19 protein-coding genes are annotated in these 23,010 nt (G+C 74.9%); 12 read left to right on the top strand and 7 right to left on the bottom strand.

Annotated elements, in window-relative coordinates:
- Window positions 1–4 precede the first annotated feature (4 nt).
- A complete protein-coding gene (locus E9565_RS03755; RefSeq protein ID WP_236833513.1) occupies window positions 5–1,006 on the bottom strand; it encodes a phosphotransferase in 1,002 nt (333 codons plus the stop codon).
- Between the two features lie 35 nt (window positions 1,007–1,041).
- Entirely contained in the window at window positions 1,042–1,548 is a 507-nt protein-coding gene (yidD, locus tag E9565_RS23480) for a membrane protein insertion efficiency factor YidD (protein WP_236826953.1), read from the bottom strand.
- A gap of 32 nt (window positions 1,549–1,580) precedes the next feature.
- On the opposite strand from yidD, the gene mmuM reads away from it, so the two are divergent.
- Entirely contained in the window at window positions 1,581–2,477 is an 897-nt protein-coding gene (gene mmuM, locus E9565_RS03745; protein ID WP_236826952.1) for a homocysteine S-methyltransferase, read from the top strand.
- Window positions 2,478–2,566: 89 nt separating this feature from the next.
- Complete coding sequence (locus tag E9565_RS03740) at window positions 2,567–3,049, top strand: putative immunity protein (protein ID WP_236834097.1); 483 nt, start codon at window positions 2,567–2,569, stop codon at window positions 3,047–3,049.
- A 103-nt stretch (window positions 3,050–3,152) separates the two neighbouring features.
- Here the strand turns inward: E9565_RS03740 and E9565_RS03735 are convergent, their stop codons facing one another.
- Window positions 3,153–4,010: an SDR family oxidoreductase gene (locus E9565_RS03735; protein WP_236826950.1), complete on the bottom strand. Its 858-nt coding sequence runs from the start codon at window positions 4,008–4,010 to the stop codon at window positions 3,153–3,155.
- A gap of 193 nt (window positions 4,011–4,203) precedes the next feature.
- Window positions 4,204–4,347 (bottom strand): hypothetical protein, encoded by a 144-nt coding sequence (locus tag E9565_RS03730; RefSeq protein ID WP_236826949.1) that lies wholly within the window; start codon window positions 4,345–4,347, stop codon window positions 4,204–4,206.
- A 159-nt stretch (window positions 4,348–4,506) separates the two neighbouring features.
- Here E9565_RS03730 and E9565_RS03725 point away from each other — a divergent pair, with 159 nt between their 5' ends.
- From E9565_RS03725 to E9565_RS03680, 10 genes are all read left to right on the top strand, one after another.
- Window positions 4,507–7,065, top strand: a complete 2,559-nt coding sequence (locus tag E9565_RS03725; protein WP_236834096.1) for an RNA helicase — start codon at window positions 4,507–4,509, stop codon at window positions 7,063–7,065.
- 561 nt (window positions 7,066–7,626) lie between these two features.
- The gene (gene sbnA / locus E9565_RS03720; RefSeq protein WP_236826947.1) at window positions 7,627–8,736 is read left to right on the top strand and encodes a 2,3-diaminopropionate biosynthesis protein SbnA; all 1,110 of its coding nucleotides are present in this window, start codon (window positions 7,627–7,629) and stop codon (window positions 8,734–8,736) included.
- On the top strand, window positions 8,720–11,833 hold the full coding sequence (locus E9565_RS03715) for a Pls/PosA family non-ribosomal peptide synthetase (RefSeq protein WP_236834095.1): 3,114 nt from the start codon (window positions 8,720–8,722) through the stop codon (window positions 11,831–11,833). The genes sbnA and E9565_RS03715 overlap by 17 nt, the downstream gene beginning before the upstream one ends.
- The gene (locus E9565_RS03710; RefSeq protein WP_236834094.1) at window positions 11,830–14,358 is read left to right on the top strand and encodes an amino acid adenylation domain-containing protein; all 2,529 of its coding nucleotides are present in this window, start codon (window positions 11,830–11,832) and stop codon (window positions 14,356–14,358) included. Before E9565_RS03715 ends, E9565_RS03710 begins: the two co-directional genes overlap by 4 nt.
- Before the next feature lie 22 nt (window positions 14,359–14,380).
- Entirely contained in the window at window positions 14,381–15,376 is a 996-nt protein-coding gene (locus E9565_RS03705; protein ID WP_236834093.1) for a TauD/TfdA family dioxygenase, read from the top strand.
- The gene (gene sbnB, locus E9565_RS03700; protein WP_236826943.1) at window positions 15,373–16,461 is read left to right on the top strand and encodes a 2,3-diaminopropionate biosynthesis protein SbnB; all 1,089 of its coding nucleotides are present in this window, start codon (window positions 15,373–15,375) and stop codon (window positions 16,459–16,461) included. Before E9565_RS03705 ends, sbnB begins: the two co-directional genes overlap by 4 nt.
- Complete coding sequence (locus E9565_RS23065) at window positions 16,458–17,237, top strand: 4'-phosphopantetheinyl transferase superfamily protein (RefSeq protein WP_236826942.1); 780 nt, start codon at window positions 16,458–16,460, stop codon at window positions 17,235–17,237. The genes sbnB and E9565_RS23065 overlap by 4 nt, the downstream gene beginning before the upstream one ends.
- Window positions 17,238–17,441: 204 nt before the next feature.
- A complete protein-coding gene (locus E9565_RS03690; protein WP_236826941.1) occupies window positions 17,442–17,831 on the top strand; it encodes a universal stress protein in 390 nt (129 codons plus the stop codon).
- An 83-nt stretch (window positions 17,832–17,914) separates the two neighbouring features.
- Window positions 17,915–18,694 (top strand): sulfite exporter TauE/SafE family protein, encoded by a 780-nt coding sequence (locus tag E9565_RS03685; protein WP_236834092.1) that lies wholly within the window; start codon window positions 17,915–17,917, stop codon window positions 18,692–18,694.
- Window positions 18,691–19,455: a sulfite exporter TauE/SafE family protein gene (locus E9565_RS03680; RefSeq protein ID WP_236834091.1), complete on the top strand. Its 765-nt coding sequence runs from the start codon at window positions 18,691–18,693 to the stop codon at window positions 19,453–19,455. The genes E9565_RS03685 and E9565_RS03680 overlap by 4 nt, the downstream gene beginning before the upstream one ends.
- A 44-nt stretch (window positions 19,456–19,499) precedes the next feature.
- On the opposite strand, the gene E9565_RS03675 is transcribed toward E9565_RS03680, so the two are convergent.
- The 3 genes from E9565_RS03675 to E9565_RS03665 form a co-directional block, all read right to left on the bottom strand.
- Complete coding sequence (locus tag E9565_RS03675) at window positions 19,500–20,081, bottom strand: hypothetical protein (protein WP_236834090.1); 582 nt, start codon at window positions 20,079–20,081, stop codon at window positions 19,500–19,502.
- 152 nt (window positions 20,082–20,233) lie between these two features.
- A complete protein-coding gene (locus E9565_RS03670; protein WP_236834089.1) occupies window positions 20,234–21,913 on the bottom strand; it encodes an alpha-amylase family protein in 1,680 nt (559 codons plus the stop codon).
- Window positions 21,910–22,953 (bottom strand): TIGR03885 family FMN-dependent LLM class oxidoreductase, encoded by a 1,044-nt coding sequence (locus tag E9565_RS03665; protein ID WP_236826936.1) that lies wholly within the window; start codon window positions 22,951–22,953, stop codon window positions 21,910–21,912. The genes E9565_RS03670 and E9565_RS03665 overlap by 4 nt, the downstream gene beginning before the upstream one ends.
- Window positions 22,954–23,010: the final 57 nt, after the last annotated feature.

Raw genomic sequence — 23,010 nt, 5'->3', positions numbered from 1 at the left:
CAGGTCAGCCGCCGGGCGCCAGCGGGCCCGGCGCCAGGTGCTCGGCGGTCCACCCGGGCACCGCGCCGGCCCACTCCGTGCGCTCGGCCTCGTGCACGCCGCGCAGGATCCGGCGCCAGGTGAGGGCCCGCTGCAGCGGCGCGACGTGCAGCGCCTGGTCGCACAGCTCGCGCAGCTCCGCGGGGGTGCCGTGGTCGAGCCACTGGTCCAGGTAGGCGTCGCGCAGCCGGAACAGCGCCGGGTGGCCCGGCGACAGGTCCAGCACCTGCCCGGCGAACCGCAGGACGACCAGCAGCACCAGGAAGGGGTGCGAGATCGACGCGTCGCCCCAGTCGAAGAAGCGGTAGCCCCCGCCGCCGGCGAAGACGTTGCCGTCGTGCAGGTCGTCGTGCTGCACCGTCGCCGGGACGCCGCCGTCGGCGAGCTCCCGGCAAGCCGCCGCGTAACGGCCGGTCCCGGCGAGCACGCGGGCGCGCACCTCCGGAGCGAGGCCGTCCGGGCGGCCGGCCTGCTGCGCATCGCCGTCGGCCAGCAGGTCCGCCACCAGCGCGGGCAGCCGCTCCGGGCGGTGGTCGGGGACCCCGAGGGCGACCAGCCCGTCCGCGTGGTCCGCGACCTCGGCCTGCAGGCGGGCGTGGGCGACCAGCATCGCCGTCCAGGCGGCGAGGTCCGCGCCGGCCTCGCGCAGCGTGGGCCCGCCGTCGGGCAGGAGGAGCAGCCGGCGCCCGCGGTCGACCGCCAGGGGCACGAGCACCCGCTCCGGCACCCGGACCGCGAGCGCCTCGGCCAGCACGGGCTCCTGCGCCGACCCCGGGCCGACCGCCTTCAGCCAGACCGCCTCCCCGCCGCGCAGCGGGATGCGGAAGGCGGTGGACCAGGCGCGCACGTGCGGCTGCTCCGGCTCCCCGCCGGGGACGAGGCCGGCGCGTTCGAGCTGCCCGGCGGCCCACCCCAGCGCGGCGGCCCGCCACCCCGGGTCGCGCCACGTGCGGGTCCCGGTCACCACCGGGCGACCGTAGGCGACGCCGGCCGCGCTCCGGGTCAGGCCGGTACCGGGTCGGTGCCCCCGGCAGCGCCGGGGCGGCAGCGCACGAGCCGGCGCAGCGTCAGCCAGGAGCCGCGGAGGGCGCCATGGGTCTCCAGCGCGTCGATGGCGTAGGCCGAGCACGTCGGGGTGAACCGGCAGCACGGCCGGCGCCGCGGGCTGATCTCGCGCTGGTAGTACCGGACGGCCGCGACCAGCCGGGCCGCGGCCCCGCCGCCCTGCTGCCCCGCCCGGATCGCCGGGAACGAACGGGGGGCGACGAGCAGCAGGTCCATCCCGCAGCCGATCGCGTTGGCCAGGCAGCAGCCGGTGTTGAGGAAGAGGAGGTCGCGCAGGCAGGAGTCGTCGCGCCGGCGGCGGCCGTAGCCGGGGCCGTAGCCGTACCCGGGGCCGTACCCGGGGCCGTAGCCCCGCCCGTAGTGCCCGGCGTAGTGCCCGCGGTAGCCGCCGCCGCGGGGCCTGCGCCGGCGGGGACCCCAGCCACTGCTCCAGATGAAGACCATGGGTGCGCAGGTACCGCGGGATCATGGTGTCCATGCCCGATCTCACCGACGCGCTCGCCGCCGGACCGGTCCTGCTGGACGGCGGCCTGTCCACCGAGCTCGAGGCGCGCGGGCACGACGTCTCCTCCGCGCTGTGGTCCGCCCGCCTGCTCCGCGACGACCCGGCGGCGGTCGTGGCCGCGCACGCCGCCTTCGCCGCAGCCGGCGCCCGGGTGGCGACGACGGTGAGCTACCAGGCGACCGTCGAGGGGTTCGCCGCCGCGGGGGTGGGCGCGGCAGAGGCCCACCGGCTGATCGCCTCGTCGGTCGCGCTCGCCCGCGAGGGGCAGGGCGAGGGCTGGGTCGCGGGATCGGTCGGACCTTACGGCGCGATGCTCGCCGACGGGTCGGAGTACACGGGGGACTACGCCGACCGGGTCGGCGTCGCCGCGCTGCGCGCGTTCCACCGGCCCCGCATGGAGCTGCTCGCCGAGGCCGGGGCCGACGTGCTGGCGTGCGAGACGGTGCCCGCCGCCGCGGAGGCCGAGGCGCTGGTGCTGGAGGCGCAGGCGCTCGGGGTGCCGGTCTGGCTCTCGCTGACCACGGTGGTGGACGACGGTGGCGTCGTCCGCACCCGCCGGGGCGAGCCGGCGGCCGAGGTCTTCGCGATGGCCGGGGACGTCGACGCCGTCGTCGCGGTCGGCGTCAACTGCACGGCGCCCTCCGGCGTCGGCCCCGCGGTGACCCAGGCGGCGCGCACCGGGAAGCCGGTGGTCGTCTACCCGAACAGCGGCGAGGCGTGGGACGCCGTCGCGCGGGGGTGGACCGGCACCCCGGGGATCGCTCCGGACGACGTCCCCCGGTGGGTGGCGGACGGCGCGCGGCTGATCGGGGGCTGCTGCCGGGTGCGGCCGCAGCACCTCGCCCGCCTCGCCCGCACCCTGCCCTGATCGACGCGTCCGCCCGCCGGGCTGCGAACACCGGTCCGGTCGTGGAGGATGCCGCCGTGATCCTGCCGGAGGTCCCGGACCCTCGACTGGTGACCATCCGGCGCGGCGGGACCCTCACCGACGCCGACCACCACCTCCTCGCGCTGTGGGCGGCCGCGTGTGCCGAGCACGTCCTCCCGCTCTTCGAGACCGAGCGTCCCGACGACGACCGGCCGCGTGCGGCGATCGAGGCGACCCGCGCCTGGGCCCGCGGGGCGATGCGCATGATGCGGGCGCGTGCCGCCGGAGGGCACGCGATGGCCGCGGCCAGGGACCTGCGAGGTGCGGCCCGGCACGCCGCCTACGCCGCCGGGCAGGCGGGCGCGGTGGCGCACGTCGCAGCGCACGAGCTCGGGGCCGCCGCCTACGCGGTCAAGGCGGTGCGCGCGGTGGCGCCCGCGGGTAGCAGCGACGCCGCGGGGTCGGCCGAGTGCCGGTGGCAGCGGGACCAGCTCCCCGAGGGCGTCCGCGCCCTGGTCCTGGACGACCAGCGGCGGCGCAACGACCTCTGCTGGTCCGCCTTCGACTGCTGAGCGGGCCCTGCGACGGTCAGCCCAGCTGATCGTGCAGCGCCCTCCCTCACGCTGGGCTGTGAGGGAGGACGCCCCGTGATCAGGTGAGCTGATCGTGGCCGCGTCAGAGGATGGGCTTGCCGCCGGTCACGGCGACCCGGGCGCCGGAGACGTAGGACGCCTCGTCGCTGGCCAGCAGCACGTACACCGGCGCGAGCTCGGCCGGCTGACCCGGACGGCCCATCGGCACCTGCTGGCCGAAGCCCTCCACCTTCTCCTCCGGCATGGTCGCCGGGATCAGCGGCGTCCACACCGGCCCCGGGGCGACGCTGTTGGCCCGGATCCCCTTCTCCGCCAGCATCTGCGCCAGCGACGCGGTGAAGTTGGCGATCCCGGCCTTGGTCATCGCGTAGGCGATGAGGTTCGGGCTGGGGTTGTCGCTGTTCACCGACGACGAGTTGATGATCGACGCCCCCGGCTGCATGTGCGGCAGCGCGTCCTTGGTGAGGGTGAACATCGCCGAGAGGTTCGTGGCGAGGGTGAAGTCCCACTCCTCGTCGGAGATCTCCTCCAGCGAGTCGTGGCTCATCTGGAAGGCGGCGTTGTTGACCAGCACGTCCACCCGGCCGAACTCCTCGACGGCCTTCGGGATGATCGTCCTGCAGTGCGCGCGGTCGGAGATGTCACCCGGCACCAGCACGCACCTCCGGCCGGCCTGTTCGACGTACCGGGCGGTGTCCTGGGCGTCCTCGTGCTCCTCCAGGTAGGAGATGAGGACGTCCGCGCCCTCGCGGGCGAAGGCGATCGCCACCGCGCGGCCGATGCCGCTGTCGCCACCGGTGATCACGGCGACCTTGCCGGCCAGCCTCCCGGAGCCCTGGTAGCTCTCCTCACCGTGGTCGGGCTTCGGCGTCATCTCGCCGAGCGTGCCCGGGGTGCTCTGCTGCTGGGCGGGCTGGGAGTCGGGGCGGGGTTCGGACACGGGCGTCCACCTTCCTGGTCGGGAGCGCTGTGCACCCGGGCGCTGGTCTCACGCCCCTGCGGTGCCGCGGCGCGGGGCGACTACCCGCCGCCCGGCGTACGGAACCCCGGACGACGCACGACCCGGGCGGGAGGAGAGGCGCACCTCGCTGTGCACCCCTCCTCCCGCCCGGGTCGGGAGGGTCCTGCTCTGCTCAGGCGGCGCGCGCCACCGGGCCGTGGGTCGCCGCGGCGCCGAGCGGCACCCAGCGCATCTCGAGCCGCCGCCGGCCCGCCTGGTCGGTCACAACGGTCCACCGGCATTCCGGGCAGAAACGTTCACGCATGGTCTCGGCCACCTTCCGTTCACCTGTTGTTCACCTTCCTCTCCGGTTACGGCGGATGTCACACCTCACCGCAGGTCTCGTTACCGGATCGTTACCGTCCGCCTGGCACGACTCCGCCGTGGGGCCTGGGTCCGGGGAAGCAGGAGCCCGTCGGGCACGCTGTCCCTCCTGATGACGACCACCGCCGCCCCTCCCCTGCTGGACGACCCCGGCGACCTCACCGCGCTGCGCGCGACGGGCGCCGATCCCGACGCGCTGTTCGCGGCCTTCGCCGAGTGGGCGGAGGCCGGCGGCACCGCCCTCTACCCGGCCCAGGAGGAGGCGCTGATCGAGCTGGTCAGCGGCGCCAACGTCGTCCTCGCGACGCCGACGGGGTCGGGCAAGTCCCTGGTCGCCACCGGCGCCCAGTACGCGGCGCTGGCCGGCGGCCGGCGCAGCTACTACACCGCTCCCATCAAGGCGCTGGTCAGCGAGAAGTTCTTCGCCCTCTGCGGGGTCTTCGGCGCGCAGAACGTCGGCATGCTCACCGGCGACGCCGCGGTCAACCGCGACGCCCCGATCATCGCCTGCACCGCCGAGGTGCTCGCCAACATCGCGCTGCGCGAGGGCGGCGAGTCGGAACAGCTCGCCGACGCGCTCGTCGTGATGGACGAGTTCCACTTCTACGGCGACCCCGATCGGGGCTGGGCCTGGCAGGTGCCGCTGCTGGAGCTCCCGAACGCCCAGTTCCTGCTGATGAGCGCCACGCTCGGCGACGTCACGTCCCTGCGCGAGGACCTGACCCGCCGCACCGGCCGGCCCACGGCGCTCGTGGCCAACGCCGTGCGGCCCGTCCCCCTGCACCACTACTACGCGACGACGCCGATGCACGAGACGATCCAGGAGCTCCTGGACACCAAGCAGGCGCCGGTCTACGTCGTCCACTTCACCCAGGCCTCGGCGCTGGAGCGCGCCCAGGCGCTCATGAGCGTCAACGTGTGCAGCAAGGAGGAGAAGGCCGCGATCGCCGACATGATCGGCGGGTTCCGGTTCTCGTCCTCCTTCGGGACGACGCTGTCGCGGCTGGTCCGCCACGGGATCGGCGTCCACCACGCCGGCATGCTCCCCAAGTACCGGCGGCTGGTGGAGCAGCTGGCCCAGGCCGGGCTGCTCAAGGTCATCTGCGGCACCGACACCCTCGGCGTCGGCATCAACGTGCCGATCCGCACCGTCGTGTTCTCGGCGCTGTCCAAGTACGACGGCACCCGCACCCGGCTGCTGCAGGTGCGCGAGTTCCACCAGATCGCCGGCCGCGCCGGGCGGGCCGGGTACGACACCGCCGGCACGGTCGTCGTCCAGGCACCCGAGCACGAGGTGGAGAACCTCAAGCAGTTCGCCAAGGTCGCCGACGACCCGAAGAAGCGCCGCAAGCTGGTGCGCAAGAAGGTTCCCGAGGGCATGGTGCCCTGGAGCGAGGCGACCATGAACCGGCTGGTCGAGGGCGAGCCGGAGAAGCTGACCAGCCACATGCGGGTGACGACGGCGATGGTGCTCGACGTCGTCGACCGGCCGGGCGACCCGTTCGCCGCGATGCGCCGGCTGCTCACCGACAACCACGAGCCGCGCAAGAAGCAGCTGCGGCTGATCCGGGAGGCCATCGGCATCGCGCGGTCGCTGCTGCAGGCCGGCGTGCTGGAGCGGCTGCCCGAGCCCGAGGCCGACGGCCGGCGCTACGACCTGACGCTGGACCTCCCGCCGGACTTCGCGCTCAACCAGCCGCTGTCCACCTTCGCGCTGGCCGCCATCGACCTCCTGGACCCGGGGTCGGACACCTACGCGCTCGACGTCGTCAGCGTCATCGAGGCCACCCTGGACGACCCACGCCAGATCCTGGCCGCCCAGCTGAACAAGGCCAAGGGCGAGGCCGTCGCGCAGATGAAGGCCGAGGGCATCGAGTACGACGAGCGGATGGAGCTGCTCGAGGAGATCAGCTACCCCAAGCCGCTGGAGGAGCTGCTCGGGCACGCCTACGAGGTCTACCGGCAGAGCAACCCGTGGGCCGCGGACGCCCAGCTGTCGCCGAAGTCGGTCGTCCGGGAGATGTGGGAGCGGGCGTTCACCTTCCGCGAGCTGGTCACCACCTACGGCCTCACCCGGGCCGAGGGCGCCGTGCTGCGCTACCTCTCCGACGCCTTCAAGGCGCTGCGCTCGGGCGTGCCCGCGGCGGCGCGCACCGAGGAGGTCACCGACCTGGTCGAGTGGCTGGGCGAGCTGGTGCGACAGGTGGACTCCAGCCTGCTCGACGAGTGGGAGGCGCTGACGAACCCGGACGACGGGCCGGTTGCCGAGGTCGCCGTCCCCGCCCGGCCGCGGCCGCTCACCGGCAACGAGCGGGCGTTCACCGCGATGGTGCGCAACGCGCTGTTCCGCCGCGTCGAGCTGTGGGCCCGGCGCCGCTGGTACGACCTGGGCGAGCTGGACTCCGGCTCCGGCTGGGACGCCGACCGGTGGGGCGAGGTCGTGCAGGCCTACTTCGCGGAGCACGAGGAGGTGCGCACCGGCGCCGACGCCCGCGGCCCGGCCTTGCTCATCTGGGACAGGTCGGAGCCGGGCACCTGGCGGGTGCGGCAGATCGTCGACGACCCCGAGGGCAACCACGACTGGGGCTTCGACGTCGAGGTCGACCTGGAGGCCTCCGACGAGGAGGGCGCCGCGGTGATCCGGCTGGTCGACGCCGGCCGCAAGGACTAGACCGTCCCCACCGGGCGGGCCACGTCGGCGCGGTCGCCTCACCGCACCCGCAGCCGTGCCGCTCCCGGCCGGGAGGTGGGGCGACCGCGCGCACCGGTCACTCCGCGTGATGGGTGACAACGCGTGACGTCCGACGCGCCGGAATAGTTCCGAAAATGGCATGGTGATGAACCGAGCACGGTGAGCACATGCAGGTCACGGGCTCGCAAGGCCTTGACACCGTTCGCGGCGCGGTGAGACGTTGCCGCCCCTGCCACCGCAACAGGGCAGGTCACCGACCGGTCGAGCATCGTCGTCCAGACCAATGGAGGTCTGCCTCGTGCTTGCTGAACCCGTGGGCCAGGACGGTCGTCCTGCGCCCCGCCCTCGGTAATCGCGCCTGCGGGCGCATCACTCTCCGTCACTGTTTCCCTGTGGACGGCCGGGCATCCGCCACCGGCCGTGACGCGCTGTGCCACGGTCGCCCCCCGACTCGTCGACCGACCCCGCGCTCGTCATCGAGCGCCCGCGGGCTGCCCCGATCGGCCCCGCGGGCTGCCCCCGATCAGCCTTGGACCGGTAATGAGCTCACTCTCCGTCCCGCGTGCCGGCAGCGGCCCGCGCCCCTCCGCTCCGGCTTCCGTCGCGCCACGCATCGTCGCCGTTCCGGAAGCCTTCAACACCGAAGACCTCTACGTCGACCTCACCGGAGTCGTCGGTGCTCCGCTGCACCTGAAGTGCGAGGGATTCAACTTCGCCGGTTCGATCAAGCTCAAGGCGGCTGCCGAGATGGTCGACGCAGCCATCCGGGACGGGCACCTCACGGAGGACTCGGTGCTCGTCGAGTCGTCGTCGGGCAACCTCGGCGTCGCGCTGAGCATGATCGCCGCAAGCCGGCGCCTGCGCTTCCTGTGCATCACGGACCCGCGCTGCAACCTGTCCACCCGCCGGCTGATGGAGGCTCTCGGCAGCCGGGTCCACGTCGTCACCGAGCCGGTGGACGACGGGGGCTTCCTCGGCGCACGCATCCAGTACGTGCACCGGCTCTGCGCGTCCGACCGGCGCTACGTGTGGCTGAACCAGTACGCCAACCCGGGCAACTGGCGCGCGCACTACCGCACCACCGCACCGGCCATCGCCCGGCACTTCCCGGACGTCGACGTCCTTTTCGTCGGAGCCGGGACCACCGGCACGCTGATGGGTTGCGCGCGCTACTTCCGCGACCGTGACCGGCACGTGCGGGTCGTCGCCGTGGACGCCGTCGGCTCGGTGACCTTCGGCGGGCCCCCCGGACGCCGGATGATCCCGGGGCTGGGCACGAGCGTCCGCCCGGCCCTGCTCGACGAGAGCTACGTCGACGAGGTCGTCCGGGTCGAGGAGTGCGACACCGTGCGCACCTGCCACCGCATGGCCCGCCACGGGTTCCTCTTCGGCGGCTCCACCGGCACGGTCGTCAGCGGCGCTGGACGCTGGCTGGCCGAGCACGACGCCGACCGCCTCACCGCCGTGGCCATCGCGCCCGACCTGGGCGAGCGCTACCTGGACACGCTCTACCAGTCCAACTGGGTGGAGGCCCTCTACGGGCCGGAGGCGCTGGCCGTGTCGACCGACGACGCGCGGTGGGCGGACACGGCCGGCACACCGACCCCGGACGCCGTCGGCCAGCCGACCACGGGTGCGCTGGCGCCATGAGCACCGGGCCACGGCCGGCCGGCCGGACACCGCGGGCGGCGGCCCCGTGACGGCGGGGGCCCTGGCAGCCGCTCCCGTCGGTGCCGTCCCCGCGCGGGGCGACCTCGCGGCCACGGGTGTCGAGGCCGCGTTCTGCGGTCTCCTGCGGGACTGCCTGCAGGGGGCGGAGGTGACGCCGGAGTCGCACTTCTTCGACGACCTGGGCGCGGACTCGATGGTGATGGCGCAGTTCTGCGCCCGCGTCCGCAAGGATCCCGAGCTGCCGCGGGTCTCCATCAAGGACGTCTACCGGCACCCCACCGTCCGGGGCCTCGCCACCGCCCTCGGCGGCCCGGTGACCCCAGGCGCGACCCCCCCGGTGGTCGAGCAGCTGGGGTCGGTGCTGGCCGACGTGCTCGGCCGCGAGCGGGTCGACCCGGAGGCCCACTTCTTCGACGACCTGGGCGCGGACTCGATGGTGATGGCGCAGTTCTGCGCCCGCGTCCGCAAGCAGCCCGGCCGGCCGACGGTGTCGATCAAGGCCGTGTACCAGCACCCGACGCTCACCGGGCTGGCATCGACGCTGGCGCCCACCCCGGTGGCGGTCGAGCCGGAACAGGCCCGACCCGCCGGCCCGACGGCGGCCCCGCGGTCGGGGACGCCCGGAGCGAGCGCGCCCCCGGCGGTGCTCGCCCCGGCCCGCGGGCGCCCGCGCTACGTGCTGTGCGGCGTCCTCCAGGCGCTGACGTTCCTGGGTTACACGTACGCGACCACCGCCCTGGCCCTGCGCGGCTTCGAGTGGGTCGTGGACAGCGAGGACCTGTTCGCCTTCTACCAGCGCGCGGTGCTGGTGGGTGCGGCCACGTTCGCCGGTGCGGCCCTGTTCCCGGTGGCGGCCAAGTGGATCCTCGTCGGCCGGTGGCGGGCCGAGCGCTTCCGGGTGTGGAGCCTGCCCTACCTGAGGTTCTGGGTGGTCAAGACCCTGCTGCGGACCAGTCTGGTCACCCGGCTGTACGCCGGGTCACCGCTGTACTGCCTGTACCTGCGTGCGCTCGGCGCCCGCGTCGGGCGCGGGACCCTCGTCCTGACGCGGGCCATCCCCGTCTGCACGGACCTGCTGACGATCGGCGAGGGCGCGGTGGTCCGCAAGGACACCTTCCTCTCCTGCTACCGCGTGGTCGACGGGGTCGTCGAGACCGGGCCGGTCACCATCGGCCGGGACGCCTACGTCGGCGAGGGCTCGGTGCTCGACATCGGCTCGTCGCTCGGGGACGGCGCCACGCTGGCCCACCGGTCGTCGCTGCACGAGGGCCAGTCGGTGCCGTCCGGGCAGACCTGGCACGGGTCCCCCGCCGCGCCCACGGACTCCTCGTACCGGTCGGCCGCGCCCCGCCGGAGCGGTTCCGCCAGGCGTTTCGCCTACGGGCTCGGGCAGTTGGCCACGACGGCGCTGCTCACCATGCCGCTGGCCGTGGGGGTGCTCGACGCCGCCATCGCGGACCTGCCGGTGCTCGACGTCGACCTCACGCCGGGGACGCCGGGGGACGCCGGCTTCTGGCTGGGCTGCCTGCTGGTCTCGCTGGTCGTCTTCACCGGCGGTGCGCTCGGGTCGGCGCTGTTCGTGGTCACCGTCCCGCGCCTGCTGGCCCTGCCCCTGCGTCCGGGCCGGGTCTACCCCGTCTACGGCCTGCACTACTCCCTGCAGCGCACGATCGCACGCACCACGAACTCGAAGTTCCTGACCGGGCTGTTCGGCGACAGCTCCTACATCGTCGGGTACCTGCGCGCGATCGGGTACCGGATGACGCCGGTGCTCCAGACGGGGTCGAACTTCGGCACCGGCGTGCGGCACGAGACGCCGTACCTCGTCCGGATCGGCACCGGCACGATGGCCGCCGACGGGCTGTCGATCGTCAACGCCGACTTCTCCAGCACGTCGTTCACGCTGGCGCCGGCGCGGATCGGCGCGCACAGCTTCCTCGGCAACGCCATCACCTACCCGTCCGGCGCCCGTGTCGGCGACAACTGCCTGCTGGCCACCAAGGTGCTCGTGCCGGTCCACGGCCCGGTGCGGCACGACGTGGGACTGCTCGGTTCCCCGGCGTTCGAGATCCCGCGCTCGGTGGACCGCGACCTGGCCCTGCTCCCGCCCGAGGACCAGGTGCCGGCCCTGCTCCGGCGGAAGAACCGGTACAACCTGCGGACCATCCTGCTCTTCCTGCTCGCCCGCTGGTCCAACCTGTTCCTCGTCCTCGGCGCCACGCTCGTCGCCGCCGAGCTCTACCCGCGCTTCGGGTCCGTGGTGTTCGCGGCCTCCACCGTGCTCGCCCTGCTGCTCACGACCGCCTGGGGGGTGTTCCTGGAGCGCCTCTCCACCCGCTTCCGCCCCCTCCGGCCGCGCACCGTCTCCATCTACGACCCGTACTTCTGGTGGCACGAGCGCTTCTGGAAGATGCACGCGCACCCCGAGGTCTTCAACGGCACCCCGGTCAAGGGCCTGATCTGGCGTCTGCTCGGTGTCCGGGGCGCCCGGCGGCTCTTCGACGACGGCTGCGGGATGCCCGAGCGGTCACTGGTGACCCTCGGCGACGGCTGCACGCTGAACGCCGGCGCCACCGTCCAGGGCCACTCGCAGGAGGACAGCGCCTTCAAGTCCGGGGCCATCACGCTGGGGGCCGGCTGCACGGTCGGCGTCGGCGCATGGGTGCACTACGGGGTGACGATGGGCGAGAAGTCGGCGCTGGCCGCGGACGCGTTCCTGATGAAGGGCGAGGAGGTGCCCGCCGGGGCGGTCTGGAGCGGCAATCCGGCGGTCCAGGTCCTCGACCCGCCGGTCGCCGCGGCCGGGGACGGCGCTGGGCGGCCCGCGGCGGCGGCGCCGGGGGCGTCCCGTGGTTCCCCGGACCTCCGCGGCCCGGCGATCGTGATCCCCGCGGAGCCCACGAGCCGCGCGGCCGCCGACGGGCGTCCTCCCGCGACGGGACCCGCCCGGCACCGCGCCGGCGCCGCCGCTGGCGGTGTCGCGGTGGCCGGACTGGTCCCGGCCCTCACGGCGGCGAGCGTGGGCCGCGGCCGGCACCGCGCATCCCCAGGCAGTCCGACCCGGAGGTCCCGATGACGGCCCTGCACGAACCGGCACGGAGCGACCCGCCCGACGAGGCCGGACGTCGCGCTCACGACCCCGCCGGACGCTACTGGCGGAACGTGCTGCTGGCCGGCGGCACGACGAGCCTGCCGCGCTGGGCGGCCCCGGGGTCCGCCGGCGTCGCGGTCGTCGACCTCGAGGTCGACGGGCCCACGACGGCGCGGCTCCGGGCGTCGGCGACCGAGCTCGCCGTTCCGCTGCGCACCCTCGTGCTCGCCGCGCACGCGCGCGTGCTGGCCGCCCTGTCGGGCGAGGCGCAGGTGGTCACGTCGTACGTGACCGGGCCGGTGGGGCTACCGTGCGTGCTCCCGGCCACCGCGCCGTCGTGGCGAGCCCTCGTGGCCGAGGTCGGCGCCCGTGAACTCGCCCTGCGGGCCGCCGCGGGGTACCCCGTGGACGACGTCCGCGCCGAGCTGGGCACCACCGGGCCGGTCAGCGAGGCGGAGTTCGACCCGGCCGGCCGGCCCGGGCCGCCCTCCCCCGGATCGGTGCTCCGCCTGGAGGTCGAGGCGGGGGACGGCCGCCTCGTCCTGCGGCTGCGCCACCGCACCGAGGTGTTGGACGCCTCCGCCGGCCGGCGCATCGCCGGGTACCACCGCGCGGCGCTGACCGCGCTGACCACGGATCCGGACGCCGATCCCGGTGCGGCGACGCTGCTGTCCGGCACCGAGCTCGACCACCAGGTGCACGGTCTCTCGGGCCCCCGTCGGCCGCTGCCGGCTGAGCGACCGCACGAGCTGGTCCGCAGGCAGGCGGCCGAGCGACCGGATGCGGTCGCCCTCGAACGCGGGGACGCGCGCTGGACCTACGCCGAGCTCGCCGCCCGGGCCGACCGGGTCACGGCTGCCCTGCTCGACGCCGGGCTCGCGGGCGAGGACGTCGTCGCGGTGGTCACCGAGCGCTCGACGGAGTGGGCCGCAGCAGTGCTCGGCGTGCTGCAGGCGGGCGGGGCGTACCTGCCCCTCGAGCCGCACTTCCCGCCCGCCCGGATCGCCTCGGCCCTCGGCCGCGCCGGGGTGCGCCTGGTGCTCACCGAGGAGGGCAGCCGCGGCTCGCTCGACGCGGCCCTCGCCGACCTGCCCGCCGTCCGCGCCCTCGACCTGGGGGCCGTCTGCTCCGGCGATCCCGTCGTCGCCCGGCCGGTGGCCGTGCCCGCGACCGGGCTGGCCTACCTCTACTTCACCTCCGGCTCGACCGGGGAACCCAAGGGTGCGATGTGCGAGCACGCGGGCATGCTCAACCACCTGCTCGCCAAGATCACCGATCTCGGCCTCGACGAGCACAGCGTCGTGGCGCAGACCGCGCCGCAGTGCTTCGACATCTCCCTCTGGCAGCTGCTCGGGGCCTGGCTGGTGGGCGGACGCACCGTGCTCGTCCCGCAGGACGTCGTCCTGGACATCGGGCGCTTCGTCGACACCCTCGTCGAGCGCCGGATCAGCGTGCTCCAGGTCGTGCCGTCCTACCTGGAGGTCGTCCTGGCCCACCTGCAGCAGCGGCCGCGGGACCTCCCGGACCTGCGGGTGGTCTCGGTGACCGGCGAGGCGGTCAAGCCGGAGCTGGTGCAGCGCTGGTTCGACGTGCTGCCGACCGTGCCGCTGGTGAACGCCTACGGCCTGACCGAGACGTCCGACGACACCAACCACGAGATCCTGCACCGCCCGCCGGACGGCGACCGGGTGCCCCTGGGCCGGCCGGTCCAGAACGTGACCGTCTACGTGCTCGACGACCGCCTGCGGCCCGTCCCGCTGGGCGCACCGGGTGAGATCGCCTTCTCGGGGGTCTGCGTGGGACGGGGGTACGTCAACGATCCGGAGCGGACCGCCCGGGCCTTCCTCCCCGACCCGCTCCGGCCCGGGCACCGGCTGTACCGCAGCGGTGACCAGGGCCGGTGGCGGCCGGACGGCAAGCTGGAGTACCTGGGCAGGCAGGACCACCAGGTGAAGGTGGCCGGGTTCCGCATCGAGCTCGGGGAGGTCGAGAACGCGCTGCTCCGGCTGCCCGGCGTCCGGGACGCCGCCGTCGTCGTCACCGGGAGCGGGCGCAGCGCCCGGCTGGTCGCCTTCTGGACCGGCGACGGGCCCTCCGGAGCCGAGCAGGGGTTCGCCGACCTGCTGGCCGGCGCTCTCCCCGCCTACATGGTGCCGGCCCTCTTCTGCCGCCGCCCCGAGCTGCCGCTGACGGCCAACGGCAAGGTGGACCGGAGGGCCCTCACGGCGCTCGCCGCCGACCTGCGCCCGGCGCCGCAGGCCTCGACGCCCACCGGCCCGACGGAGCAGCGCCTGGCCGCCCTCTGGTCGAACCTGCTGGGCGTGCCCGTCGAGCGCATCGGCAGGGAGACCTCGTTCGTCGAGGCCGGCGGCACGTCGCTGTCCGTCGTCCGGCTCGCCGCCGCCCTCGACCGGGCCGTGTCGCTGGGCGACATCACGCGCACGCCCGTTCTCGCCGACCTCGCCGCCCTGCTCGACGAACGCGCGGCGTCCGCCGCTCCCGCGCGCTGACCCCTCCCGGAAGGAACCCGCCATGTCCGCCGCCCCCACGGTGCCCCCCGACCTCCGGCCCGCCCCGGGGGCGCTGCCGGTCCTGCGTGTCGCCCCCGACGACCCGGGGCGGTGGGGCGCCGAGAACCGCGGGACCGTCCGGGCGCTGGTGGCCGAGCACGGCGTCCTGCTCGTCCGCGGGCTGGCGATCCGGACGGCGGCGGACGTCGCGCTGCTGGCCGGCCGGCTCGGCTCCGGGCCGATGACCGAGCGCGAGGCCTTCGCCGCGCGCACCGCGGACGCCGACGGCGCGTACCCGTCGACGCCGTGGCCGGCGAACCAGCCGATGTGCATGCACCACGAGCTGAGCTACACGTCCGCTCCTCCCGGCCTGCTGCTCTTCGGCTGCCTGACCGCTCCGGAGACCGGTGGGGCCACCGCCGTGGCGGACGCCGCCGCCGTGCTGGCCGACCTGCCGCCGGACCTGCGGGCGCGCGCCGAGCGGCACGGCTGGGTGCTCGAGCGCACCTACAGCGAGGAGATCGGCGCGTCGTGGGCCGACGCGTTCGGCACCGACGACCCCGCTGCGGTCGACGCCTACTGCCGGGGTGCCGGGATCGAGGCCGTGTGGCGCCCCGGCGGCACGCTGCGCACCCGGCAGCACCGTCCCGCCGTCGTGACCCACCCGGTCGGCGGCCGGCGCTGCTGGTTCAACCAGATGGCCTTCCTCAGCGAGTGGACGCTGCTGCCGGAGGTGCGCGACTTCCTCGTCGACGAGTACGGGCCCGACAACCTGCCGTTCACCACCCGGTTCGGGGACGGCAGCCCGGTGGGGCCGGAGGAGGTGGCCGCGATCAACGAGGTCTACGACGCCCACACGCGGCGGGAACCGTGGCAGGCGGGTGACCTGCTGCTGGTCGACAACCTGCGCACCGCCCACAGCCGCGAGCCCTTCACCGGCCCGCGCGAGGTGGTCGTCGCGCTGACCGACCCCGTCCGCGTCGACGCCGCCGGCACCACCGAGGGAGGTGCGTCGTGACCGACGTCCGCAGCGCGCCGTCGCCCCTGCCGTCGTCGGCCGACCTGCCCGGACCGGGGCCGGCCCTGCCGCCGCCCTTCGCGATCGTGCCCGGCGCCCAGGTCGCGTCGGTCCTGCACGGCAGGGAGCGGGAGGTGGTCGCGCTGGTCGAGGAGACCTACCGGCTGCACGGCGCCGGTGCCACCGTCAACCCGCCGTCGTACTTCTTGCGTTTCCCGGACCGGCCGGCGTCGCGGATCATCGCCCTGCCGGCGTCGCTGGGGGGCGACGCGCCCGTCGACGGGCTGAAGTGGATCTCCAGCTTCCCCGGGAACGTGTCCTCTGGGCTGCCCCGGGCCTCCGCGGTGCTGATCCTCAACGACCCGGCGACCGGCTACCCGTACGCCTGCCTGGAGTCCTCCATCATCAGCGCGGCGCGGACCGCGGCGTCGGCCGCGGCGGCCGCCGAGCGGCTCAGCCGGGGCCGGCCACGGCCCCGGCGCGCCGGGTTCGTGGGCGCCGGGCTGATCGCCCGCTACGTGCACACCTACCTGGCCGCCACGGGGTGGACCTTCGAGGAGGTCGGGGTCCACGACCTGGACCGGGGCAGCGCCGAGGGGTTCCGCGGCTACCTGGACCGCTCCGGCACCCCCGGCCACGTCACCGTCCACGACGACCTGGAGTCGGTGGTCCGGGGCAGCGACCTGCTCGTCTTCGCCACCGTCGCGGGCACCCCGCACGTGCACGACCCGGCGTGGTTCGGGCACGCCCCGGTGGTGCTGCACGTGTCCCTGCGCGACCTCGCCCCCGCGGTGCTGCTCGAGGCCACCAACGTCGTCGACGACGTCGAGCACTGCCTGAAGGCCGAGACCTCGCCGCACCTGACCGAGCAGCTGACCGGCAGCAGGGACTTCCTCGACGGCACGCTGGCCGACGTCCTCGACGGTCGGGTGGAGGTCCCGCCCGACCGGACCGTCGTCTTCTCGCCCTTCGGCCTCGGCGTGCTCGACCTGGCGGTCGGCCGGTTCGTCCACGACGCCGTGCGGGACAGCGGCGGCCTGCGGGTCGTGGACGACTTCTTCAGCGAGCTGACGAGGCACGGGTGAGCGCATCCGCGGCACCCGCGGCCCGCCCGGCGGTCGGCGCGCTCCCCCACCTGGCACCCGGCAGCTGCCAGGTCTGGTGGATCGACACCGACGAGGTCCACGCCGGGCACGACGACCTGCTGGACCCCGACGACGTCGTTCGGCGCGGGCGGCTGCACCGTCCCGCGGACCGGCGGCGGACGACGGCGGCGTGGGCGGTCGCCCGCCTGGTGCTGGGCGGGCTCGCCGGTCTCCCGCCCGAGGCGCTCCGGATCGACCGGACCTGCCTCGCGTGCGGGGGCGGGCACGGCAAGCCGCGCCTGCTCGGCGACGTGGGGCTGCACGTGTCGGTGTCCCACGCCGGGAACCGGGCGGTCGTCGCGGTCGGCCGGGACGCCCCCGTGGGCGTGGACATCGAGCAGGTGGGCGCGTGGGCGGACGCCGACCTGACCGACGTCGCCCGCCTCGTCCTCGCGCCGGAGGAGCGGGCGGTGCTCGCTCGGCAGCCGGCCGGGACCCGCGCCGAGGTGTTCACGACCTACTGGACCCGCAAGGAGGCCGCGGTGAAGGCGACCGGCGCCGGGCTCTCGGCGCCGCTGGACGACATCGTCGTCTCCTCCCCCGCGTTCCCCCCGCACCTGCTGCGCTGGGGTGCCGGGAACGGGGACGTGCCGGCCCCTTCCCTCGCGGCGCTCGCCGCGCCCGCCGGTTTCGTCGGCACCGTGGCGGTGCTCGGCCCGGCGGCCCCACGGGTCGTGGAGCACGACGCCGGGCCGCTGCTGCGCCGCTGCGGCTAGCGGCGGCCGTCCTCGCTCACCACTGCCGGAGAGCGCCCTGCGCAGGTCGGAGCCGATCGTCGCGGGCCACCCCGCCGGTTTTCTCACCCGGCCGATCTCAGGGACACTGCTCGCGGTAGTGCTCATCGTCGTCCCAGGTCCCCTGCTGTCCCGGCTGGTCGCCCGTCGACGGGCGACCGCCCACCGTTCTGCCAAGGAGCCCGTATGACCGTCCTCGTCGGATTCGTCCCCACCCCGGAGGCCCGCGCGGCCCTCGACGCCGGCATCGCCGAGGCCGCGCGCCGCGGCGAGGGTCTCCTGGTGCTGAACTCCGCGCGCGGAGGCGCCCCGGTCAGCGTGGAGGTCGCCGACGAGGACACCCTCCGCGACATCGGCGCCCGGGCCGAGAAGGCGGGCGTCGCCGTGGAGGTCCGGCAGGTCACGCGCGAGGGCGAGGTGGCCGACGAGGTGCTCCGCGTGGCGCGCGAGGTCGACGCCTCGGTGATCGTCATCGGGCTGCGCAAGCGCTCCCCCGTCGGCAAGCTGCTCATGGGCAGCAGCGCCCAGCGGATCCTGCTCGACGCCGACCGCCCGGTCCTCGCCGTCAAGCCCTGACGCCCGCCCCGGTGTGACCGGATCGACGGCCCCCGCGCGAGCGGGGGCCGTGCCAGGCGTGCCAGTCTCGTCGGGATGGACGCATGACGGGCGCGGAGATGGTGGCGGTCGCCGCCGCGGGGTTCGCCGCGGGCGGGATCAACGCCGTCGTCGGCTCGGGGACGCTGGTCTCCTTCCCGGTGCTGCTCGGCGTCGGCCTGCCGCCGGTGCCGGCCACGATCAGCAACTCGCTGGGGCTGGTCGGCGGCAACCTCACCGGCGCGATCGGCTACCGGCGCGAGCTGCGCGGGCAGGGCCGGCTGCTGCTCGGGTTGGTCCCGGCGTCGGTCCTCGGTGGCCTCACCGGCGCCTTCCTGCTCCTGCACCTGCCCGCCGCGGCCTTCGAGGCGGTGGTGCCGGTGCTGATCGCCGTCGCCGTCGTCCTCGTCGCGGTGCACCCGCTGGTCAAGCGCCGGATCGCCCGGCGGCACCCGGCGGGTGCCCCGGAGCTGCGCATCGGCCCGGGCCGGCGGACCGCGCTGTTCGGCACCGCCTACCTGACCGGCACGTACGGCGGCTACTTCGCGGCCAGCCAGGGTGTGATCCAGATCGGCCTGTTCGGGCTCCTGCTCCGCGAGCCGCTGCACCGGCTGAACGCGCTCAAGAACGTGCTGACGCTGACGGTGAACGGCGTGGCCGCGGGGGCCTACGTCGTCGTCGCGACCGACCGGGTGGTCTGGTCGGCGGCGGGCCTGCTGGCCGCCGGTTCGCTCCTGGGCGGGTACGTCAGCTCGCGCTACGGCCGGCGGGTGCCCGAGCCGCTGCTCCGGACGGCGATCGTCGTCCTGGGCGTGGTGGCGATCGGGGTGCTCCTCGGCGGATGAACGTGCCCGAGTTCCTCTTCCTCCTCGCCGCCGGGGTGGGGGCCGGCCTGACCGGCAGCATCGCGGGGCTCGCCTCGCTGGTGAGCTACCCCGCGCTGCTGGCCACCGGGCTGCCCCCGGTCACGGCCAACGTCACCAACACCGTGGCCCTGGTGCTCAACGCGGTCGGCTCGGTGAGCGCGTCGCGGCCGGAGCTGCACGGCCAGGCGCGCCGGCTGCGGCCGCTCCTGGTGGCGGCGGTGGCCGGTGGCGTCACCGGTGCGGTCCTCCTGCTCCTCACCCCGCCGGACGCGTTCGAGCGGATCGTGCCGTGGCTGATCGCCGGCGCCTCGGTGGCCATCCTCGTGCAGCGGCCACCTCGTGAGCTGGCCGCCGAAGGGGCCCGGCACGCCGCTGCCCACGACCCGCGCTGGCTGGCGCTGGGCACGTTCGCGGTGACCGTCTACGGCGGCTACTTCGGGGCGGCAGCAGGCGTCCTGCTGCTGGCCCTGTACCTGCTCTCCACCGGCGAAGGGCTGCCGCGCGGGAACGCCATGAAGAACGTCGTCCTCGGGGTCGCCAACGGCGTCGCCGCCCTCGGCTTCGCCTTCCTGGCCGACGTCGCGTGGGCCGCCGCGCTGCCGCTGGCGATGGGCTTCTTCCTCGGTGGCCGGCTGGGCCCCCGCGTGGTGCGCCGGGCGCCGCAGACGGCCCTCCGCACGGTCATCGCCCTGGCCGGGCTGGGGCTCGCCGTCCACCTGGGGATCCAGGCCTACCTCTGAGCCCGCCCGCCGTGGTCGGGAGCGACCACGGCCGGCGGTCCCGCTCAGCGGGCGACGTAGGCGGACAGGAAGAGCACGAAGGCGCTGACCAGCAGCAGCAGCCGCGCGGGGGTCAGCCCGTTCACCAGCCCGGCCGTCGCCTCCACCCACTGCGGGCGCACCCCTGCCTCCCGGGACCGCTGGCGCACGATCCGCACCTCGTCGGCGAGCAGGACGCCGGCGGCGCCGAGCAGCCCGAGGCCCAGGACGGCGAACACGAGCGCCAGCCGGTCGGGGAAGGTGTCCGCCGACCCCGCCAGCAGCAGGACGGCGACCAGCCCCAGGAACAGGCCGAGCAGCCCCCCGGCCACCGGCGCCCAGGGGCCCATCACCGTCATGGGGCCGCGCCGCGGCTTGCGGGGCGCCGGCCGCACGCCCACCGGGGCCGTGGGGTGCCCGGCGGGCGGCGCGTCCCCTCCCGGCACCGGGGTCGGCTCGGGCACGGGCGGCACCGGCGCGGCCCCCGCCGCCCCGCCGGGTGGCGTGCCACCGGCGGTGGCCCCGCTGGGACTCGCCCCGCCGGACGGGGCCCCGGCGCCGTCGGGCCCGGGCGTGGGCAGGGACATGGTCTGGTCACGTTCGCTCATCGCACTCACCTCACCGGCCACGCTAGGCACAACCGCCCCGGCCGCCGCGCAGGACACCCCGCGCGGACGGCGTGGCCCATCCCTCACCGGCCCGGGAGGCCGGATCCCCGGTCAGCGGGTGACCGGACGCGCGCAGCCGGCGACCGCCGCGCTCAGAGCAGCCGGCGGCTCTCCTCCCCGACCACCCGGAGCCAGCGGTAGCCGTAGCCCTCCAGCGCCACCTCCGCGCCGCCGTCGTCCCCGAGCTCGGTGGAGCAGGACATGAGCAGGTCCTCCAGGCGGTGCCGGCCGTCGCACCCGGGCACGGTGAGCGGCACCGTCCGCGGCTCGGACCCCAGGTTGTGCAGGGTGACCAGGGCGGCGTCGTCCCAGGTGCAGAGCAGGGCCAGCACCGAGGGGTGCGGCTGCTCCAGGACGGTGAACTCCCCCCACCCGAGCTCCGGGGACTCGCGGTAGCGCCGGATCAGCAGCTTCATGAAGGACAGCAGCGACTCCGGGTCGCGACGCTGGTCGGCGACGTTGACGAACTCGGGCCCGAACCCGCCGTCGACGACCGGCCGGGTCAGCTCGTCGGCCGGAGCGCGGGAGAAGCCACCGTTGGCGGCGCCGGTCCACTGCATCGGGGTGCGCACCGAGAGACGGCTGCCGGCCGAGAGGTCCTCCCCCATCCCGATCTCCTCGCCGTAGAACAGGACCGGGGTGCCCGGCAGGGCGAACAGCAGGCTGTAGACCATCCGCACCCGGCGCGGGTCCCCCGACAGCATCGGGGGCAACCGCCGGATCAGCCCCCGGTCGTAGACCTGCATCTCCGGCTCCGGGCCGAAGGCGGCGAAGACCTCCGCGCGCTCGTCGTCGGAGAGCTTGTCCAGGGTCAGCTCGTCGTGGTTGCGGACGAACGTCGCCCACTGGCTGTCCGAGGAGATGGCCGGTCGGGCGGACAGCGAGGCGGCGAGCGGCCCGGCGTCGCCGCGGGCCAGCGACAGGTACGTGCGCTGCATGGTGTTGAAGTCGAACTGCATGGTCAGCTCGTCGCCGTCCCCGCCGCCGAAGAAGCGCACCTGCTCCTCGAAGGGCAGGTTCACCTCGCCCAGCAGCACGCCGGCGCCGGTCCGCCGGCCGAGGAAGGCACGCAGGGCGCGGAGGTACTCGTGCGGGTCGGGGAACCGGGAGGCGGACTCCTCGTCGATCCCGGCGGTCTCCAGGAGGAAGGGGACGGCGTCGACCCGGAAGCCCGAGAGCCCCAGCTGCAGCCAGAAGCCCATGATCTTGGCGATCTCGTCCCGCACCTTCGGGTTGGCCACGTTCAGGTCCGGCTGCTCGGAGTAGAAGCGGTGCAGGTACCACTCGCCGGTCTCCGGGCTGTGCGTCCAGATGCCACCCTCGGCGTCGGGGAACACCACCTGGTCGCTGGTGTCCGGCGGCTCGTCCCCGCGCCACACGTAGAAGTCCCGGTACGGCGACTCCTTGCTCTCCCTGGCCGACCGGAACCACGGGTGCTGGTCGGAGGTGTGGTTGACCACCAGGTCGGCGATCACCCGCATCCCGCGGTCGTTCGCCGTCCGGATCACCTCGACGAGGTCACCGAAGTCGCCGAGCCGGGGGTCGACGCCGTAGTAGTCGGTGATGTCGTAGCCGTCGTCCCGCCCGGCCGTCGGGTAGAAGGGCATCAGCCACAGGCAGGTGACGCCGAGGTCGGCGAGGTGGTCCAGCCGCTGCGCCAGGCCCTGCAGGTCGCCGACGCCGTCGCCGTTCCAGTCCATGTAGGTCTCGACGTCCAGGCAGTAGACGACGGCGTTCTTCCACCAGAGGTCGCTCGTGTCGGTGATCCTCACGGCGCCGGCACCGGCTCGACGCGCGGGCGGCGGTTCTCCGCCGGCCCGGGTGGGTCGATGGCGGCCACCGGGCCCGGGCGCTCCAGGTCGAACTGGGGTAGCACCCGCTCGCCGAACGCGTCCAGGAACGGCCGCTGCTCCTTGCCCACGTGGTGCAGGTAGACCTGGTCGAAGCCCAGCTCCAGGTACTCGGCGATCCAGGCCGCGTGCTGCCCCAGGTCGGCGGAGACCCGGACGGGGCCGTGCATGTCCTCCGGTGCCACGTGCGCGCTGGCCTGCTCGAACGCCTCCGGGCTGTCGAGGTCCCAGCACAGCGGCGGCGGGAAGACGTTGCTGCGCCACTGGTCGTGGGCGATCGCCAGCGCCCGGTCGGGGTCGGGATCCCAGGAGACGTGCACCTGGAGGACGAGGTCGCCCTGGCCGCCGGCATCCCGGTAGGCGGCGACCACCTGGCGCAGCTTCTCGTGCGGCTGGTTGATGGTGACCAGCCCGTCGGCCCAGTCGGCGTGCCGGCGCGCGGTGTCCACGCTCACCGCGGGCCCGATCAGGGCGGGCTGCGGGTCGGGGAGCGTGTAGATGGCCGCACGGTCGACGGTGACCAGGCCGTCGTGGGAGACCTCCTCCCCGGCGAGCAGCCGGCGGATCACGTCGACGCACTCGCGCAGCCGGGCGTCGCGGACCTCCTTGCGCGGCCAGGCGTCACCGGTGACGTGCTCGTTCATCGCCTCGCCGCTGCCGAGCGCGACCCAGAAGCGCCCGGGGAACATCGCACCCAGCGTCGCGATCGCCTGGGCCACGACCACCGGGTGGTAGCGCTGGCCGGGCGCGTTCACGGCACCGAAGGGCAGCGACGTGGTCGCCATCGCCGCGCCGAGCCAGGACCAGGCGAACCCCGACTCGCCCTGCCGCGGGTTCCACGGGGTGAGGTGGTCGGAGCACATCGCGGCGGTGAAGCCGACCTCCTCGGCGTGCCGGACGGCGTCCAGCAGCGCGGAAGGGTGGATCTGCTCGTGGGAGTTGTGGAACCCGATCACCGGCATGGGCCATGCCTACCGGGGCGGGGGTCGCCCGGCCAGACGAGCGCGCGCCCGGGTCGG

The organism is Blastococcus sp. KM273129, assembly GCF_021698995.1.
Classification (GTDB): Bacteria; Actinomycetota; Actinomycetes; order Mycobacteriales; family Geodermatophilaceae; genus Blastococcus.
Note: the sequence above shows the minus strand (reverse complement) of the source record. Positions and strands in the feature narration are given on the sequence as shown.